At 73.3% G+C, this 16,674-nt stretch carries 19 protein-coding genes and 3 tRNA genes; 13 read left to right on the forward strand and 9 right to left on the reverse strand.

The window, feature by feature from the left end; genetic code table 11:
- Positions 1-3 precede the first annotated feature (3 nt).
- The 5 genes from ABGB11_RS26320 to ABGB11_RS26340 all read right to left on the reverse strand — a co-directional run bounded on the left by ABGB11_RS26320 (position 4) and on the right by ABGB11_RS26340 (position 5,460).
- Entirely contained in the window at positions 4-1,854 is a 1,851-nt protein-coding gene (locus tag ABGB11_RS26320; protein WP_347636773.1) for a beta-propeller domain-containing protein, read from the reverse strand.
- Positions 1,855-2,038: 184 nt separating this feature from the next.
- Positions 2,039-2,440 (reverse strand): carboxymuconolactone decarboxylase family protein, encoded by a 402-nt coding sequence (locus tag ABGB11_RS26325; RefSeq protein WP_347636774.1) that lies wholly within the window; start codon positions 2,438-2,440, stop codon positions 2,039-2,041.
- On the reverse strand, positions 2,433-3,272 hold the full coding sequence (locus tag ABGB11_RS26330) for an NAD(P)-dependent oxidoreductase (protein WP_347636775.1): 840 nt from the start codon (positions 3,270-3,272) through the stop codon (positions 2,433-2,435). The genes ABGB11_RS26325 and ABGB11_RS26330 overlap by 8 nt, the downstream gene beginning before the upstream one ends.
- Positions 3,269-4,003: an SDR family oxidoreductase gene (locus ABGB11_RS26335; RefSeq protein ID WP_347636777.1), complete on the reverse strand. Its 735-nt coding sequence runs from the start codon at positions 4,001-4,003 to the stop codon at positions 3,269-3,271. The genes ABGB11_RS26330 and ABGB11_RS26335 overlap by 4 nt, the downstream gene beginning before the upstream one ends.
- Positions 4,000-5,460: an aldehyde dehydrogenase gene (locus ABGB11_RS26340; RefSeq protein ID WP_347636778.1), complete on the reverse strand. Its 1,461-nt coding sequence runs from the start codon at positions 5,458-5,460 to the stop codon at positions 4,000-4,002. The genes ABGB11_RS26335 and ABGB11_RS26340 overlap by 4 nt, the downstream gene beginning before the upstream one ends.
- Positions 5,461-5,625: 165 nt before the next feature.
- On the opposite strand from ABGB11_RS26340, the gene ABGB11_RS26345 reads away from it, so the two are divergent.
- From ABGB11_RS26345 to ABGB11_RS26360, 4 genes are all read left to right on the forward strand, one after another.
- Positions 5,626-7,086 carry a protein kinase gene (locus ABGB11_RS26345; protein WP_347636779.1) on the forward strand — a complete coding sequence of 487 codons (1,461 nt, stop codon included), beginning with the start codon at positions 5,626-5,628 and terminating at the stop codon, positions 7,084-7,086.
- Between the two features lie 228 nt (positions 7,087-7,314).
- Positions 7,315-7,388 (forward strand) — tRNA-Leu (locus ABGB11_RS26350).
- Between the two features lie 5 nt (positions 7,389-7,393).
- Positions 7,394-7,466, forward strand: a tRNA-Leu gene (locus tag ABGB11_RS26355).
- A gap of 26 nt (positions 7,467-7,492) precedes the next feature.
- Positions 7,493-7,576, forward strand: a tRNA-Tyr gene (locus ABGB11_RS26360).
- Positions 7,577-7,585: 9 nt separating this feature from the next.
- Here ABGB11_RS26360 and ABGB11_RS26365 read toward each other — a convergent pair.
- Positions 7,586-7,747 (reverse strand): hypothetical protein, encoded by a 162-nt coding sequence (locus ABGB11_RS26365; RefSeq protein WP_347636780.1) that lies wholly within the window; start codon positions 7,745-7,747, stop codon positions 7,586-7,588.
- A gap of 59 nt (positions 7,748-7,806) precedes the next feature.
- On the opposite strand from ABGB11_RS26365, the gene ABGB11_RS26370 reads away from it, so the two are divergent.
- The 6 genes from ABGB11_RS26370 to ABGB11_RS26395 are packed head-to-tail and all read left to right on the forward strand — an operon-like array spanning position 7,807 to position 12,522.
- Positions 7,807-8,388 (forward strand): helix-turn-helix domain-containing protein, encoded by a 582-nt coding sequence (locus ABGB11_RS26370; RefSeq protein ID WP_347636782.1) that lies wholly within the window; start codon positions 7,807-7,809, stop codon positions 8,386-8,388.
- Between the two features lie 10 nt (positions 8,389-8,398).
- Complete coding sequence (locus tag ABGB11_RS26375) at positions 8,399-9,595, forward strand: cytochrome P450 (protein ID WP_347636783.1); 1,197 nt, start codon at positions 8,399-8,401, stop codon at positions 9,593-9,595.
- Positions 9,595-10,374 carry an SDR family oxidoreductase gene (locus ABGB11_RS26380; protein ID WP_347636785.1) on the forward strand — a complete coding sequence of 260 codons (780 nt, stop codon included), beginning with the start codon at positions 9,595-9,597 and terminating at the stop codon, positions 10,372-10,374. The genes ABGB11_RS26375 and ABGB11_RS26380 overlap by 1 nt, the downstream gene beginning before the upstream one ends.
- Positions 10,371-11,780, forward strand: a complete 1,410-nt coding sequence (locus ABGB11_RS26385) for a cytochrome P450 (RefSeq protein WP_347636787.1) — start codon at positions 10,371-10,373, stop codon at positions 11,778-11,780. The genes ABGB11_RS26380 and ABGB11_RS26385 overlap by 4 nt, the downstream gene beginning before the upstream one ends.
- Positions 11,777-11,971, forward strand: a complete 195-nt coding sequence (locus ABGB11_RS26390; RefSeq protein WP_347636789.1) for a ferredoxin — start codon at positions 11,777-11,779, stop codon at positions 11,969-11,971. Before ABGB11_RS26385 ends, ABGB11_RS26390 begins: the two co-directional genes overlap by 4 nt.
- Positions 11,968-12,522 (forward strand): nuclear transport factor 2 family protein, encoded by a 555-nt coding sequence (locus ABGB11_RS26395; protein WP_347636791.1) that lies wholly within the window; start codon positions 11,968-11,970, stop codon positions 12,520-12,522. The genes ABGB11_RS26390 and ABGB11_RS26395 overlap by 4 nt, the downstream gene beginning before the upstream one ends.
- 113 nt (positions 12,523-12,635) lie before the next feature.
- Here the strand turns inward: ABGB11_RS26395 and ABGB11_RS26400 are convergent, their stop codons facing one another.
- Positions 12,636-13,133 (reverse strand): DUF3515 domain-containing protein, encoded by a 498-nt coding sequence (locus ABGB11_RS26400; RefSeq protein ID WP_347636793.1) that lies wholly within the window; start codon positions 13,131-13,133, stop codon positions 12,636-12,638.
- A gap of 46 nt (positions 13,134-13,179) precedes the next feature.
- Positions 13,180-13,413 (reverse strand): Lrp/AsnC ligand binding domain-containing protein, encoded by a 234-nt coding sequence (locus ABGB11_RS26405; protein ID WP_347636795.1) that lies wholly within the window; start codon positions 13,411-13,413, stop codon positions 13,180-13,182.
- Between the two features lie 133 nt (positions 13,414-13,546).
- Between ABGB11_RS26405 and ABGB11_RS26410 the strand changes: the two genes are divergently transcribed.
- From ABGB11_RS26410 to thiD, 3 genes are all read left to right on the forward strand, one after another.
- On the forward strand, positions 13,547-14,464 hold the full coding sequence (locus ABGB11_RS26410; protein WP_347636797.1) for a thiamine-phosphate kinase: 918 nt from the start codon (positions 13,547-13,549) through the stop codon (positions 14,462-14,464).
- Positions 14,465-14,565: 101 nt separating this feature from the next.
- Complete coding sequence (locus tag ABGB11_RS26415) at positions 14,566-15,438, forward strand: cellulose binding domain-containing protein (RefSeq protein WP_347636799.1); 873 nt, start codon at positions 14,566-14,568, stop codon at positions 15,436-15,438.
- Between the two features lie 38 nt (positions 15,439-15,476).
- Entirely contained in the window at positions 15,477-16,280 is an 804-nt protein-coding gene (thiD, locus tag ABGB11_RS26420) for a bifunctional hydroxymethylpyrimidine kinase/phosphomethylpyrimidine kinase (protein WP_347636801.1), read from the forward strand.
- 100 nt (positions 16,281-16,380) lie between these two features.
- Here thiD and rpmB read toward each other — a convergent pair whose 3' ends face one another.
- Positions 16,381-16,575: a 50S ribosomal protein L28 gene (gene rpmB / locus ABGB11_RS26425; RefSeq protein ID WP_067632165.1), complete on the reverse strand. Its 195-nt coding sequence runs from the start codon at positions 16,573-16,575 to the stop codon at positions 16,381-16,383.
- Between the last annotated feature and the right edge of the window lie 99 nt (positions 16,576-16,674).

Below are 16,674 nucleotides of genomic sequence, written 5' to 3' on the forward strand. Positions count from 1 at the left end.
GCGTCAGCCGTACGGCAGCCAGTCGCCGCCCTTGAGGGTGGACGCGTCGGTGGCGTGCGCTCCTGCGTCGGAGAACGTCCAGAGGGTTCCGCCCACGAGCAGGGAACGGTCGACGCCGTTGCGGCCGCTCTTCCCGGGATGGCGGACCGTGCCGGTCTCGGTGATGCGGGCTCCGGCGACCTTGAGGACGAGGGCCTCGGCCGCCCCGCGGCCGGGCCGCAGCACGGGGACGACCGTCAGGCCGCTCTCCGGCCAGTACAGGAAAGCGTGCGGGTCGAACTCCGCCTGGGAGCTCGCTCCGGGGAGCTTGTGGGTTCCGACCCGCCGCGGTTCGCCGGAGACGTCGAACAGGGAGATCTGGAGGCCGCTCGTCTGGCCGGAGGTGTCCGCGTCCTGCCCGACGCCGAGGAGTTTCCCGTCCGCCGCGGGGTGCAGGTAGGCGGAGTAGCCGGTGATCTTGAGTTCGCCGGTGAGGCGCGGGCGCCGCGGGTCCTTCAGGTCGAGCGCGTACAGCGGGTCGGTCCGCCGGAACGTGACGACGTAGGCGCCGGCGCCGATGAACCGGACCGAGTGGATCCGCTCGCCCTTGCCGAGCCCGTCGATGCGCCCGATCTCGGTGAGCGAGGCGTCTCGCTGGGCGAGGACGTACACCGAACTCTGGGACGACCTGTCGTTCGGAGCCTGCCGGCCGGTCGTCGTCGCGATCCTCAGGTTCCCCTCGTGCTCCGACATCGAGTACTGGTTGAGCAGGGAGCCCTTCACCGAACCCGCCGCCACGTAGCGGGGTCGTCCCGCGCCGCCGACGTCGAACTTGTAGATGTCCGTGCGCGGCTGCGCCCTCTTCCGCGGCGACCGCGTGAACGGCTCTGGAGGAGTGCCGGTGACGTACAGGCTCTTACCGTTGCCGTAGACGGTCGACCCCTCCGCGATCACCGCGATCGGCTGCGGATCGCCGAGGCCCTTCGCCAGATCGAACGTCAGCACGGTCAGCATCGACGAGCCGGCGTACGAGGACGGGCGGCTGACCTGGTCGCACGGTGCCCGGAAGGTCTGGCCGGAGTCCGTTTGGAAGGCGGGCAGCCAGGCTTCCAGCGGGGCGGCCCAGACGGCGTTCCGATTCTCCGACGTGGCCTTCTCCGCGTCGCCCCGGCCGGGGAAGTCGATGCGCGGGCGCGACTGCACCACGACCCGGACCGTCGAGCCGCTCTGGCGGGCGTCCAGGTAGCCGGCGGTGGACGTCATCGACCCGACGATCTTCGGCGCGCCCGCCACGTCGACCAGGGTCAGCCGCATCAGCTGCTCCGGCATGGGGAGCGGGCTGGCGCCCGGCCCCGGCCGGTCGAACGCGACGACCCGCTGCTGCCGGCTGATCACCAGGACGCGATTCCCGCTGAGGAGCAGTTGTCCGTTGCCGTACCGGGTCTCGCCCGGTAGCTCCAGCGTGTGCGTCACCGTGCGGGCCGCCTGGTCGATGACCCTGAGCCGCCCGCCCGCGAGCGCGATGATCCGGCGGCCGTCCGTCTTCACGAGGTCGGGCTCGTCCGCGCCCGGCTCGTGGGAGTTGGTGGTGGAGTGGGGCGGGGCCTGGCCCTGGGCTCGCGACTCGGCGCCGCCCGGGACCTTCCCCAGCGCCCAGGTCCCGTCGGCGGGGAGGACGGGCGAGTCGTCCAGCCCGGTCGGGCCCACCTTCTCGACCGTGGCCCGGTGCAGCTCGTCGAGGAGCTTGCCGCAGCCGTCATAGGCGACGAGGCGTACCGGCGATGCCGGAGCCGGCCCGCCGGGAGGCTCCGGAGAACCCGAGCACCCGGCCAGCAGGAGCATCGTCGCGGCCGGTGCGAGGAGGCGACCACGCATGGGCCTTGGACGCTCGCATCGCCGCCCGGGTTCCCGCGGATTCCCTCCGATTTCCCGGTGATCTCCGTCTAACGCGGCCGTCAGCGCTGAAATCGTCCGGAAACATCGTCGTGGACGTGCGCGGCGTCGAGCGGTTCCGCGTGACCGGGCCGATGCTGATGCCCGACCCGTCCCCGCGCGTCGCCTAGCCCTCCTTCCGCCGGCGCCTCTCGTGCTTGGCGATCAGCGTGTCGATCTGGACGCTCAGCCGGGAACCCAGGGGCCAGCCGACGTAGTGGGTCAGGAAGATGCCGATCTCGCGCAGCTCGTCCGGCGTCAGCTCCCCGTTGGCCAGCGCCGCCGGGATCTGGATGTCGAGGACGTCGTTCAGCCCCTGACCGGCCAGGACCCCGAGCAGGAGGAGCCGCCGGTCGCGCATGGTCAGGCCGGGACGCGTCCAGATGTCGCCGAAGAGGTGGTCGACGGTGATGCCGAAGAACTCGCCGGGCGCGTCCTCGATCTCCCAGCCGTAGACCTGCCGCATCATCTCCAGCCCGCGTTCGCGGCGCTCGTCCCCGCCCTCCGCGGGCGGACCGCCCTCACTCATCGCCCTCGCCCTCCAGCCCGAGCCCGGCACCGAACCGTTCGAGGGCGATGCGCGCCAGCGGAACGTCCACCCCCAGCTCCTCGGCCAGCTCCAGGGCGAGCGACAGGTCCTTCTCGCCGAGGTCCCGGGTGTGGCTGAGGATGTCGTACAGGTCGTCGTCCGGCTTCATGGGCGCGGTCGTCGGGCGCAGCATGATCGAGCCGGCTCCGCCGGTGATCGCGTCGGTGTGCCGGACGACCCGGCCGAGCTTGCGCAGCGACACCCCGGACGCCTCCGCCAGCCGCTGCGCCTCGGCGGCGGCCGTGAACGAGATGAAGTGCAGCATGTTGCGGGCCAGCTTCGTCCGGGTGCCCGCGCCGACCGGGCCCATGTGCAGGACGAGGTCCGCCCACGCGCCGAACGGCCCGCGGCAGCGCTCGAACGCCTCGTCCGTGCCGCCGACCATCACCGCGAGGCTGCCCGCGCTCGCGCCCATGAACCCGCCGCTGACCGGCGCGTCCACCACCTCGATCCCGTACCGGCGGGCCCGCGCGGCGAGGTCCTCGGCGGTCGCCGCGCGGATCGTCGAGTGGATCGCGAGGACCGTGCCCGGACGGGCGCTCGCGATCGCCTCCTCGCCGACCTCGGTCACCTGGGCGTCGTCCCGGACCATGATCGAGACCAGGTCCGCGTGCGCCGCCACGTCGGCGACGCCCTCCGCCGCCCGCGCGCCCGCCTTCACCAGCGGCGCCATCGCCTCGGCCCGCGCGTCGTACACGACCAGCCCCCCGCCGGGCAGGTGCCCCGCCATCGGCGCGCCCATCTGGCCGAGCCCGACGAACCCCACCTTCATGAGCGGAACACCTCGCCACCATCGACGTTGACGATCTGACCGGTGATCCATGCGGCCTCGTCCGACAGCAGGAACAGGCACGCGCCGACCAGGTCCTCGGGGGAGCCCATCCGCTTGAGCGCCATCTTGTCCTGGACGATCTTCTGCGCCATGTCGCCGGGGACGACCGCGCGGTTCGCCTCGGTGTCGATCGGGCCCGGCGCGATCGCGTTCACGCGGATGTTCATGCCGCCCAGCTCGTGCGCGAGCTGCTGCGTGAGCCCGTTGACGCCGACCTTCGCCAGCCCGTAGAAGCCGGAGTACTGCCACGCCGCCGTCGACGACTGGTTGACGATGGAGCCGCCCCCGCGCTCCTGCATGTGCGGGTAGCAGGCCCGCGCGCACAGCAGCGCGCCGTCCATGTTCACCGACATGAACTTCTTGTAGTAGTCCCAGTCGACGGTGAAGAGGAAGTCCAGCTTCATCGTGCCGAAGATGGCGGCGTTGTTGACGAGGTGGTCGATGCCGCCGAACCGCTCCTTGGCCGCCGCCGCCATGGCCTCCACGGACGCGGGGTCGGAGACGTCCGTCCGCACGAACAGGCCCTTGATGTCGTCGGCGACGCCCTGGCCGCGCTCGTCCACGTCCGCGACCACCACGCGCGCGCCCTCGGACGCCAGCGCCCGCGCGTACGCCTCGCCGATCCCCTGCGCGGCCCCGGTGACGACCGCGACCCTTCCCTCGAACCTCACAAGCCCTCCGCGATCGCCTGGGTCTCCAGATACTCCTCGAAACCGGCCACGCCCATCTCGCGGCCGATGCCCGACTGCTTGTAGCCGCCGAACGGGACGTCCGCGCCGTACCAGACGCCGCCGTTCACGCTGACGGTGCCGGTGCGGAGCCGCCGCGCGACCCGGCGGGCCCGCTCGGCGTCGCCGCCGTGCACCGCGCCCGACAGCCCGTACGGCGAGTCGTTCGCGATCCGCACGGCGTCGTCGTCGCCGTCGTGCGGCAGGATCACCAGCACCGGCCCGAAGATCTCCTCGCGAGCGGTCCGGCAGTCGTTGGTCAGCCCGGTGATCAGCGTCGGCTCGATCCAGAAGCCCCGGTCGCGTCCCTCCGGGCGGCCGCCGCCGCACGCGAACGCGCCGCCCTCCTTCAGGGCCAGCTCCAGATAGCCCTCGATGCGCATGCGCTGCCGCGCCGAGATCACCGGGCCGCAGACCGTCCGGTCGTCCCGCGGGTCGCCGGCGCCGAGCTTCGCCAGCGTGCCCGCGGTCACCTCCACGGCCTCGTCGTAGCGGTCGCGCGGCACGAGGATCCGGGTCGTGATCGCGCACCCCTGCCCGGCGTGGGCGACGCCCGAGAACGCCGCGTACGAGCACGCGGACCGCAGGTCGGCGTCGTCCAGCACGATGAACGCCGACTTGCCGCCGAGCTCCAGGAACACCCGCTTGAGCGTCGCGGCGGCGCCCGCCATCACGTCCCGTCCGGTCGCCGTGGACCCGGTGAACGACACCAGATCCACCCGCGGGTCCCGGCCGAGGCGCGCGCCCAGCTCGTGGTCGGAGGAGGTGACCACGTTCACCACGCCCGGCGGGATGTCGGTCTCCGCCGCGATGACCTCGCCGAGGACGGCCGCGCACCAGGGCGTGTCCGGCGCCGGCTTCAGGACCACGGTGTTGCCCGCCGCGAGCGCGGGGCCCAGCTTGGCGAGGTTGATCTGGTGCGGGAAGTTCCACGGCGTGATGGCGCCGACGACGCCGACGGCCTCCCGCCGCACCCGCCGGTGGCTCGGCATCCCCATCGGCTCGGCCCGGCCGAGGTCGCGTTCCCAGGCGTAGCCCTCGACCAGGTCGGCGAACCAGCCGAGGTCGTCCACGGGCGCGTCGAGCTGGGCGCCGAACGTCAGGAACCGGGGCGCGCCCACCTCCTCGATCGTCAGTTCGCGCAGCTCGTCCGCGCGGCGCCGCAGCCCGTCCCGGAGCTGCCGCAGGCACCGGGCGCGGAAGGCGTGGTCGGACGCCCACGCGGTCTCGTCGAACGCGCGCCGGGCCGCCCCGATCGCGCGGTCCAGGTCGGCGGCGGTGGCGTCGGCGGCGGTGCCGAGCACCTCCTCGGTGGCGGGGTTGATCGTCTCGAAGGCGCCGCCCGTCCCGGGGACGAGCCGCCCGTCCAGCAGAAGCAAGCGATCGGTTGTTCTGGACACGTGTCCAGACTACAGTTCAGCCCCCGGGCGGACGCAAGGACCAATCCGGCGGGCCCCGGGCGGCCGTGCCGGAGCCGTGGCGGAATGATCGCGTTCGGTGGCCCCGGGAGCCGTCCGGATATGCCAGGCTTGGGAGGCCCGTTTCCCGTCCCGAGGAGAGCGTCCGTGCCGCACCCCGACCTGCCGGAGCGCATCGGCCCCTACCGGGTCGTGGACCGCCTCGGCGAGGGCGGCATGGGCACGGTGTTCGTGGGGCTGGACACCTCCGGGCGCAAGGTCGCCATCAAGGTGATCCGGCGCGAGTTCGCCGCCGACCGCCAGTACCGGGCGCGGTTCCAGGCGGAGGTCGCGGCGGCGCAGCGGGTCCGGCCGTTCTGCACGGCGCCCGTCCTGGACGCCGACCCCGCCGCCGAGCCGCCCTACCTGGTGACCGAGTTCGTCAACGGGCCGAGCCTCGACGCCGCCGTGGCGAAGGAGGGGCCGCTGCGCGGCGCCGACCTGGAGGCCGTCGCGGTCGGCATCGCGACCGCGCTGACCGCCATCCACGACGCGGGCGTGGTGCACCGCGACCTGAAGCCCGCCAACGTGCTGCTGTCCACGTTCGGCCCGCGCGTCATCGACTTCGGCATCGCCCGCTCCCTGGACGGGACGCGTCTCACCGCGACCGGCGGCATCGTCGGCACCCCCGCCTTCATGGCCCCCGAGCAGCTCGACGGGCGCGGCGCGACCCCGGCCTCCGACGTGTTCGCCTGGGGCGCGACCGTGGCGTTCGCCGCGAAGGGCGGACCCTGCTTCGGCGGGAACTCGATCCCGGCGATCATCCACCAGATCGTCAGCGGCGAGCCCGACCTGAGCGGCCTGGACGGGACGCTGCTCGGCGCCGTCCAGGCGGCGCTCGCCAAGGACCCGGCGCGCAGGCCGTCCGCCCAGTCGCTGCTGGACGGCCTCATCTCCAGCGGCGTCCGCCAGCAGCCCGACCGGTCCCGGACGTCCGCGCGGGAGCCCGTCCAGCAGCGCACGCAGGCGCCGTCCCAGCAGTCCCGGCCCGCCCAGCAGGCGCCCGCCCAGCCGTCCACGCAGGCCCGGGGGCCGCAGACGTCCTCGATCGTCCCGCCGCCGGCGTCGCCGCTCGCCGCGGGGGAGGCGGAGGCGCTCGTCGAGCGGCAGTACCGGCAGGCGGCGCAGGCCGGCGACCCGGCCGCCATGCGCAACCTCGCCGCGCTGCTCAACGGGCAGGGCCGCACGGCCGAGGCGGAGTCCTGGAACCGCTACGCCGACGCGATCGCCGCCCGCCCCGCGGCCTACCCGCAACAGCAGCAGCCGGCGGGGTACCACGGCCAGCCGACGCAGCCGCCCCACCAGTACGCGGCCGGGTACCACCCGCACGCCAAGCCGCCCATGAACAGCCTGGCGATCTACGCGGTCTCCATGGGCGCGGTCGGGCTGATCACGTGCGGGCTGCCGTCCATCCCCGCGATCGTCGCCGGGCACATGGCGTGGGTCCGGCTGCGGCGGTCCGGTGAGCGCGGGATGGGGCTCGCGGTGACCGGCATCGCCCTCGGCTGGATCATGGTCGCGTTCTGGGCGCTGATCGCCTTCGGCGCGGCCCTGCCGGACGAGCCCTGATCGGAAAACCCCTGATCGGAAAATACGTTGCGGCGCCTCGCGGCCGGTGGCACCGTAGACGACGTCAGCCCGTCCAGGACGGAGCAGCGAGAGGAGGACCGGCCATGGCTCTGGAGCAGTATCGACTTCGACTGCCCTCGGCGTCGCACGCCCGCCCCGGCCGGTATCCCGTCTCCTAGAGACCCTCGGCCGAGCCGCCGCGAGTGACGCCACCCTCGCGATCTTCTTGCGGCTCTACTCCAACCGGTAGAGAGGCCACTCTCAGGAAGTGGATGTTCCGGGTTCGAATCCCGGGAGCCGCACGCCTGCCTCCGTAGTCCAACGGTAGAGACAGCGGCATGAGGTGCCGTGTGCTGGGGGTTCGAATCCCTCCGGAGGTACGACGCGGGCCGCACGGCCCGCACAGGGGGCGGCGCCGACGCTCGGAGAGTCGGGCCTGCCTGTAAAGCAGGTGTCTCAGACTGAGTGGGTTCGAATCCCACCCGCCCTACACAGCCCTTCAGAGCGTCCGGACGGAGCCCAGCACGGGGTTTCTAGGGGCCGTCACCCACGGCTTGCCGCGCCGGGTGTACGACAGGCCGGGGACGTCGGCGGTGACGAGCCAGGGCCGCTCGGCGTCCGTGTCGGCGTCGACGACCTGGGCGGTGCAGAAGCCGCCCACCCGGCGCGCGGCACCCCGGTTGTTGCCAACGAGGCGTTTCTGAACTAATGTCTGGACACGTGTCCGGAAACCAGCGGCTGACGACCGAGCCCACCCGCCGCCGCCTCACCGAGCGGCAGGCCGACACGGTGCGGCGGCTGACCGACGCCGCCGTGGTGGAGGTCGGCGAGACCGGCTACGAGGGGCTGACCGTCCGCAACGTGGCCCGGCGCGCGGGCGTGGCCCCGGCCACCGCCTACACCTACTTCGCGTCCAAGAACCACCTGATCACCGAGGTGTTCTGGCGCCGGCTCGGCGCCCTGCCCCCGGTGGAGGCGGACGGGACGCTGCTCCAACGCGTGGTGGAGACGCTGCGCGAGATCGCGCTGCTGGTGTCGGACGAGCCGGAGCTGGCGGCGGCGTGCACCACCGCGCTGCTCGGCACCGACCCCGACGTCCGGGAGCTGCGGGAGCGGATCGGCGTCGCGATCCGCGAGCGGCTCCGCGCGGCGCTGCGCGACCACGACGACCCGAGGATCCTCGGCGCGCTGGAGCTGGCCTACACCGGCGCGCTGGTGCACGCGGGCATGGGCTACACGTCCTACGCCCGCATGGCCGACCGGCTCGCCGAGATGGCGGAGCTCATCCTGCCCCCCGAGTGAGGTGACGGCCGTGGACCCTGCCGCGCAGGCCTCCTACAGCCCCTTCGACTACGCGGTCCATGAGGACCCCTACCCCGTCTACGCGCGGCTCCGCGAGGAGGCGCCCCTGTACCGCAACGACGAGACCGGCTTCTGGGCGCTGTCCCGGCACGCCGACGTCGCGGCGGCGTTCCGCGACCACACCACGTTCTCCAACTCCCACGGCGTCTCGGTCGAACCGAGCGCCTGGGGCCCGCACGCGAGCCGGACGATGTCGTTCCTGGCCCTCGACCCGCCGCGCCACACGCGCATGCGGGCGCTGGTGTCCAAGGGGTTCACCCCGCGGCGCGTGAAGGAGATGGGCGACGGCATCCTGGGGCTGACCCGGCGCCACCTCGAACCGGCCCTCGACAAGCGCGAGTTCGACTTCGTCGGCGACTTCGCCGGGCTGCTGCCGATGGACGTCATCTCCGAGATGATGGGCGTCCCCGAGGCGGACCGGGCGGAGGTGCGGCGGCTCGCCGACACGGTCGTCCACCGGGAGGAGGGGCTGAACGACGTCCCGCCCGCCGGGATGGACGCGGCGCTCACCCTCGCCGGCTACTACCAGGACATGGTGGCCGAACGCCGCCGCAGGCCGTCGGACGACCTGACGTCCGCGCTGCTGGAGGCCGAGGTCGACGGCGACCGGCTGGACGACACCGAGGTCATCGCCTTCCTGTTCCTGATGGTGGTCGCCGGGAACGAGACCACCACCAAACTGCTGGCCAACGCGCTGTACTGGGGGTCGCTGAACCCGGACCAGGCCGCCAAGCCGCTCCGCGACCCGGCCCGCGTGGACGACTGGGTGGAGGAGACGCTCCGCTACGACACCTCCAGCCAGATGCTCGCCCGCAAGGTCGTCAGGGACGTCGAGCTGCACGGGACGCGGGTGCCCGCGGGCGACCGGATGCTGCTGCTCGTCGGGTCGGCCAACCGCGACCCCCGCGCCTTCGAGGACGCCGACGCCTACGACCTCGACCGCGACACCTCCCGGCTCGTCAGCTTCGGCGGCGGGAGGCACTTCTGCCTCGGCGCCAACCTGGCCCGGCTGGAGGCCCGCATCGCGCTGACCGAGCTGGTGCGGCGCGTCTCGTCCTACGAGGTCGACCATGACGGCGCCGAGCGGGTGCACTCGGTGAACGTCCGCGGGTTCGCCTCGCTGCCCGTCCGCGTGGAGGTGCGCTAGTGCCCCGGTTCGATCCCCATCCCGAGCGGCGGACCGCCGTGGTCACCGGCGCGTCGTCGGGCATCGGCGCCGCGACCGCCACCGCCCTGGCGCTGGCCGGGCATCCGGTCGCGCTCGGCGCGCGGCGCCTGGAGAAGTGCGAGGAGCTGGCCGCGACGATCCGGGCCGGCGGGGGAGAGGCGTTCGCCCACCCGCTGGACGTCGGCGACACCGACTCGGTCAAGGCGTTCGCCGCCGCCGCGCAGGACGCGCTCGGGCCGGTCGAGGTCGTCGTGTCCAGCGCCGGAGACCTCGCCGCCGGACGCCTCCACGAGATCGATTCCGCCGACTTCCTCGCGCAGGCGCAGGTCCACCTCGTCGGCGCGCACCGCCTCGTGTCGCACTTCGTCCCGCAGATGGTGGCGCGGCGCCGCGGCGACATCGTGTTCATCTCCTCCGACACCGTCCCCGCCCCGCGCTCCTGGACGGGTGCCTACGTCGCGGCCAAGAGCGGCGTGGAGGGCATGGCCCGCACCATGCAGATGGAACTGGAGGGCACGGGGGTGCGGGCGTCCATCGTCCGGCCCGGGCCCACCGCGACCAACATGGGCATGACCTGGGACGCCGAGACGACCGGGGCCGTGCTGGAGGACTGGGTGAAGTGGGGCCACGCCCGGCACCCGTACTTCCTGCGCCCGTCCGACGTCGCCGCCGCCGTCGCCGCGGTCGTCGCGACCCCGCGCGGCGCCCATCTCCGGCTCGTCGAGGTACAGCCCGAAGCCCCCTTGGAGGAATCATGACCGCTCTGGTGGAGCCGCGCGTCGTGTCGGGCGGGCCCGACCACCTGGAGGAGCTGCGCCGCGATCCGATCGGGCTGATGCGCCGCGTCCGGGACGAGTGCGGCGACGTCGGCGAGTTCGTCCTGGCCGGGCGGCGCGTGGTGCTGCTGTCGGGCGCCGAGGCCAACGAGTTCTTCTTCCGCGCCCCCGACGAGGAGCTCGACCAGGCCGAGGCGTACCCCTTCATGACGCCGATCTTCGGGGAGGGCGTGGTGTTCGACGCCACCCCCGAGCAGCGCCGCGAGGCCCTGCACAACCAGGCGCTCAAGGGCTCCTACCTGAAGGGGCACGCCGCGACGATCGCCGCCGAGGTCGACCGGATGGTGGCCGGCTGGGGCGACGGGGGCGAGATCGACCTGCTCGACTTCTTCGCCGAGCTGACGATCTACACCTCGTCCGCGTGCCTGATCGGCCGCAAGTTCCGCGAGCAGCTCGACCGCCGGTTCGCCGACCTGTACCACGACCTCGAGCGCGGCACCGACGCGATCGCCTACGTCGACCCCTATGCCGACATCGAGAGCTTCCGGCGGCGGGACGTGGCCCGCGAGGCGCTCGTCGGGCTCGTCCAGGAGATCATGGACGGCCGGCCACCGGACCCGCCGAAGGAGGACCGCGACCTCCTCGACGTCCTCATGTCGATCAGGGACGCCGACGGGACGCTGAAGTTCGACGCCGACCAGGTCACCGGCATGTTCATCTCGATGATGTTCGCCGGGCACCACACGACGTCCGGCACCGCCGCCTGGACGCTGATCGAGCTGCTGCGCCACCCGGACGTGCTGGACGGCGTCGTCCGCGAGCTGGACGAGCTGTACGCCGACGGCCGCGAGGTGTCGTTCCAGGCGCTGCGCGCCATCCCGCGGCTGGAGGCGGCGATCAAGGAGGCGCTGCGGCTGCACCCGCCGCTGATTCTGCTGCTGCGGGTCGCGCAGTCCGACCAGGAGGTCCTCGGCCACCGCATCCCGGCGGGCACGATGGTCGGCTGCAGCCTCGCCGTCTCCAACCGGATCGAGTCCGACTTCCCCGACCCGGACGCCTTCCACCCCGAACGTTACGCCGCGCCCCGCGAGGAGGACCTGCTCAACCGCTGGACGTGGGTGCCCTTCGGCGCCGGGCGGCACCGCTGCGTCGGCGCGAACTTCGCGATGATGCAGCTCAAGGCGATCTTCTCGGTGCTGCTGCGGGACTGGGAGTTCGAGCCCGCCCAGCCGCCGGAGACCTACCGCAACGACCACTCGAAGATGGTCGTCCAGCTTGCCCAGCCGTGCGCTGCGCGATACCGCCGGAGGACCGATGACCGCAGCGAAGCGAGGATCGTCGGGCCGGGGGCCTGGGGGGCGCCGCCCAGAGAGGAAGGGCGCCGGTGAGGATCGAGGCCGACCTGGACCTGTGCCAGGGGCACGCCATGTGCGAGCTGGAGGCGCCCGACGTCTTCGAGGTGCCGCGCAAGGGGAAGGTGCGGGTCCTCGACGCCGAGCCACCGGACGACCAGCGCGCCGAGGTGACCGCCGCCGTCCGCTACTGCCCGACCCAGGCCCTCAAACTGCTGGAGGCATGATGCCGTCGTTCCCGCGCGCAGAGCTCGACGCGATGGTCGAGCACTGGCTGGCCGAGAACCGCCGCTGCGAGGAGGCGGGCGACTGGCGCCCGCTCGCCGAGCTCTACACCGAGGACGCCACCTACGGCTGGAATGTCGGCCCCGACCAGGATTTCATGGCCGTCGGCCGGGACGAGATCCGCGACCTCGCCCTCGGGTCGGAGATGGGCGGCCTGGACGGCTGGACGTACCCGTACCAGAGCATCCTGATCGACGAGGTCAAGGGCGAGGTCGTCGGCTTCTGGAAGCAGGTCGCCGACGCCCGCCGCCCCGACGGGACGCCGTACGAGGTGCTCGGCATCGGCGGCTCGTGGTTCCGGTACGCGGGGAACCGGCGGTGGTCGTGGCAGCGCGACTGGTTCGACCTCGGCAACGTCACGTCGGTGTTCGTCGAGATGATGAAGGCGGACGTGCTGTCGGACGGCATGAGGCGGCGGCTGGAGCGGGCCGCCGCCGGCGAGCCGGCCCCCGGCTACTACCCGCGCGGAGAGAGCCCCGTCCCGATCTGGTGACCGGCGGCCGCGGGAATCACCTCCGCGGTGTACCGCCCGACCGCCAGTGCCGGGGCGGGGCGTGCGGGGATGGCGCGAGACCTGGCGCCGGAAGGGCGCGTGCGGGGCCGTGGTCAGATCTGGCCTTCGGGCTTGGCCGGGATCGTCGACCTGATCGCCGGGCCCAGCTCGATGAGGACGTCCCCGGCCGGGTTGTACTTGGGCGGCACCGTCACCTCGACGTAGGCCTGCCGGCCGACCGCGGTGAAGGTGACCGGCCGGTCGGCGGGCGTGCCGAACCAGTCGATCCCGTTGATCGTCACCAGCTCCGACGTGGGCTTCAGCGTGGCGGGCCGCGGCACGCCGCAGCGCAGCGCGATCGCGGGGGAGCCCCAGGCCGCGGTCAGCGGCGAACCGGGGGAGGTGTCGCGGCGCTTCTCGCCGTGCACCTTCTCGGGCAGCCGCAGCCCCGCGCACAGGCGGCTCGTGGCGGCGTCCGGGGAGGGGACGGGGACCTGCACCGCGCCGTCGCCACACGCCGCGGCCAGCAGTACGGCGACGATCAGGGCCGGGGCGAGCCGTGCCGCGCGGCCGGTGCCGGGACGCCGGCCCGGACCTTTCGGCGAGGGCATCTGTACGGCGCTCTCCACTCCGCCCGTGCTCCGCTCCGGGCGCCTCTCAGATGTGGACGATCGGGCACGTGAGCGTGCGCGTGATGCCCTCGACCGCCTGGATCTGCGCCACGACGAGCTTGCCCAGCTCGTCGACGTTGCGCGCCTCCGCCCGGACGATCACGTCGTAGGGCCCTGTGACGTCCTCCGCCAGCGTGACGCCCGATATGCCGGAGATGTGGTTGGCCACCTCGGCGGCCTTCCCGACTTCGGTCTGGATGAGGATGTAGGCCTGCACCATCACGTCCTCCCCGGGCGGAGAATCAACCGTCGGACGGTTCACCGTATCGTGTTACGCGCCGCCGCGGGCGGCCAGGGTACGGCGTGCCCGGTGAGACCGGTGGGAAACGCGTGAAACGGGGAGAAGGCGGCGGATGGGCACCATCGGTGAACTGGGCGAGTTCGGGCTGATCGGCCAGCTGACCCGGCGGCTGCCCCAGGGCCCGCAGGTCCGGCTCGGGCCCGGCGACGACGCCGCGGTGATCGCGGCGCCGGACGGGCGTGTCGTCGCCACCACCGACCTGCTCGTGGAGGGCCGGCACTTCCGCCTCGACTGGTCCGGCCCCTACGACATCGGGCGCAAGGCCGCCGCGCAGAACCTCGCCGACGTCGTCGCGATGGGCGCCCGCCCGACCGCGCTGCTCGTGGGGTTCGCGGCACCGCCCGGCACCGGCGCCGCCTGGGCCGGGCGGCTCTACGACGGCCTCGCCGACGAGTGCCGCGCGGCGGGCGCGTCCGTCGCGGGCGGCGACGTCGCCGGAGCGCCGCACATCATCGTCGCCGTCACGGCGCTCGGCGACCTCGGCGGCGCGGCGCCGCTGACCCGGTCCGGAGCGCGTCCGGGCGACGTCGTGGCGGTGCGGGGGAGGCTCGGGTTCGCCTCCGCCGGGCTGGCGCTGCTCGGCGCCGGCGAGGACGGCCCGGAGGAGCTGCTGGCGGCCCACCGCCGTCCGGAGCCTCCCTACGCGGCCGGGGACGAGGCGCGGGCCCACGGCGCCACCGCGATGATCGACGTGAGCGACGGGCTCGTCCAGGACCTCGGCCACATCGCGGACGCGAGCGGCGTCCGCGTCGACATCGACTCGGCGGCCGTGCCCGTCCCCGAGATCCTCGGGCCGGACGGGCTGCGGCACGTCCTCACCGGCGGCGAGGACCACGCGTTCGCCGCGACGTTCCCGCCGTCGGCCCCGCCGGCGTCGTGGACGCGGATCGGGGTCGTCGCGAAAGGGGCCGGCGTGCGGGTGGACGGCCGCGAGCCGCCCGCCGGCGCGTGGGACCACTTCCCCGCCTGAACGTGTCGCTTACCCAGCGCGTACAGCTGTGTGCGTTGACGCATCCAGTAGGCATGTTTGGTACGGGTTTGGTATACATCCTGTGATCGAAGAGGGATGGGATGGGACGACACTCCAGGTTTGAGCAACCGGACGACGAACCCGCGCCGGGCGCCGGCGCGCCCCGGGGTTCGTACTACGGGGCTCCGGTCGACCCCACCTACGACGCCTTCTCCGGACCGACCGACGACCGGGTCGTCGTGGCGCCGAACGACCAGGCCCGCCGGGGAGCGCGGCCGGTCGCCGACCGCCGGCACGACCCGCCCGGCGCGTTCCGGTTCGAGCCGCTCCCCGGTGACTATCCCGGCGACTATCCGGGCGCCCCGGGCACGGCGCTCCCCGAGCAGCCGCGCGAACCCCCCGATCCGCCGGAGCAGGCGGACGCGTCCGGCGCGTCCGGCGCCTCCGGCGGACGGCGCGGCTGGACCAGGTTCGTCTCCGTGCTCCCGCTCCCTCTGCTCCCGATCGTCGCGCTCGTCATCGCGGTGGGGATCGTCTCCTACGCGCTGAGCACCCAGCAGATCTCCCTCAACTTCGCCGGCGGCTCCCCCAAGACGACGCAGAACGACCCGCGCGACAGCCAGGTCTCCCAGCGCGGCCCCGGCGAGCGCGCCAGCCGCGGCGGCCGCCCCGACGGCCTCATCGTCGCCTTCCGCGTCGCGTCCCGGACACCGGGCGGTTTCAAGGCCACCGCCACCATCGCCAACAAGGGGCGCCAGCCGGTCTCGGCGTGGGCCCTGGCCTTCAAGATCCCGAACGCCACCGTCACCGCCGTCAGCGGCGCCACCGTCGTCCGGGGCGGGACCACCCCCCTCGTCCGGGGCCGCGGCGCCATCGCCCCCGGAGCCACGGCGCGGATCGTGTTCGTCGCCCGCGGCACGGCGTCCAAGCCGTCCGCCTGCGTGCTGAACCGGCTGCCCTGCACGCTCGTCTGAGATCGCCGCTCCGGGCGGATCGCCATAAAGTGGACGGCATGACGCGCGCTCCGAAGGCCCCTCCCCTCGTGCTCACCATCGCCGGCTCCGACTCCGGCGGCGGCGCCGGCATCCAGGCGGACCTGAAGACCATGCTCGCCCACGGCGTGCACGGGATGAGCGTCGTCGCCGCCGTCACCGCGCAGAACTCCCTCGGCGTCCAGGGCTACTGGGAACTGCCGCGCGAGGCGGTCCGCGCCCAGCTCGACTCGGTGCTGTCCGACATCGGCGTCCACGCGATCAAGACCGGCATGCTCGCGTCCACCGCGCTGGTCGAGACCGTCGCCGAGGCGCTGGCCGCGTCGGACGCCCCCGCCGTCGTCGACCCGGTCGGCGTGTCCAAGCACGGCGACTCACTGCTCGCCCCGGACGCCGTGGACGCCGTCCGGTCGGCCCTGCTGCCGGCCGCGACCGTGGTCACGCCGAACCTGTACGAGGTCGAGCAGCTCACCGGCGTCAAGGTGGTGGACGAGGCGGGGCTGCGCGAGGCCGCCGAGGCCGTCAAGGCGCTCGGCCCGTCCTGGGTGCTGATCAAGGGTGGGCACCTGCCGGGCGAAGCCGCCGACCTGCTGTTCGACGGGGAGCGCGAGCACCGCTTCACCGCGCCCCGGCACGACAACCGGCACACGCACGGGACGGGCTGCACGCTCGCGTCCGCCATCGCGTCCCACCTGGCGCTGGGTGAGGACGTCCCGGGCGCTGTGGCGAAGGCGAAGGAGTACGTGACCGGCGCGATCGCGGCGGGCTTCCCGCTCGGCGCCGGCATCGGCCCCGTCGACCACGCCTGGCGCCAGCGGTCCTGAGCACGGGACCGCCCCTGGACGCAGAAAGCCGGCCCATCGGACATCTCCGATGAGCCGGCCGAAGCCCTCGTGGACCGTGCCGGGGGTGACCCCTGGCGGATCAGACCGTCGGCTTGACGATCTTGCCGGCCTTGATGCAGGAGGTGCAGGCGTTGATCCGCTTGGTGCTGCCGTTCACGACGGCGCGCACGCGCTGGATGTTGGGGTTCCAGCGGCGCGGGGTGCGGCGGTGCGAGTGGGAGACGCGCATGCCGAAACCGGGTCCCTTGCCGCAGACGTCGCAGACGGAAGCCACGGGAAACTCCAAGTGGTGTCGATGCTCTGAACCGGAGCGCCGCCCGGTGCCGCCGCGGGCGAACCGGGCATCATGGGCGCTCACTGATGAGCGCCTCGG

It is taken from the genome of Actinomadura sp. B10D3, assembly GCF_039871695.1.
Lineage (GTDB): Bacteria > Actinomycetota > Actinomycetes > Streptosporangiales > Streptosporangiaceae > Spirillospora > Spirillospora madurae.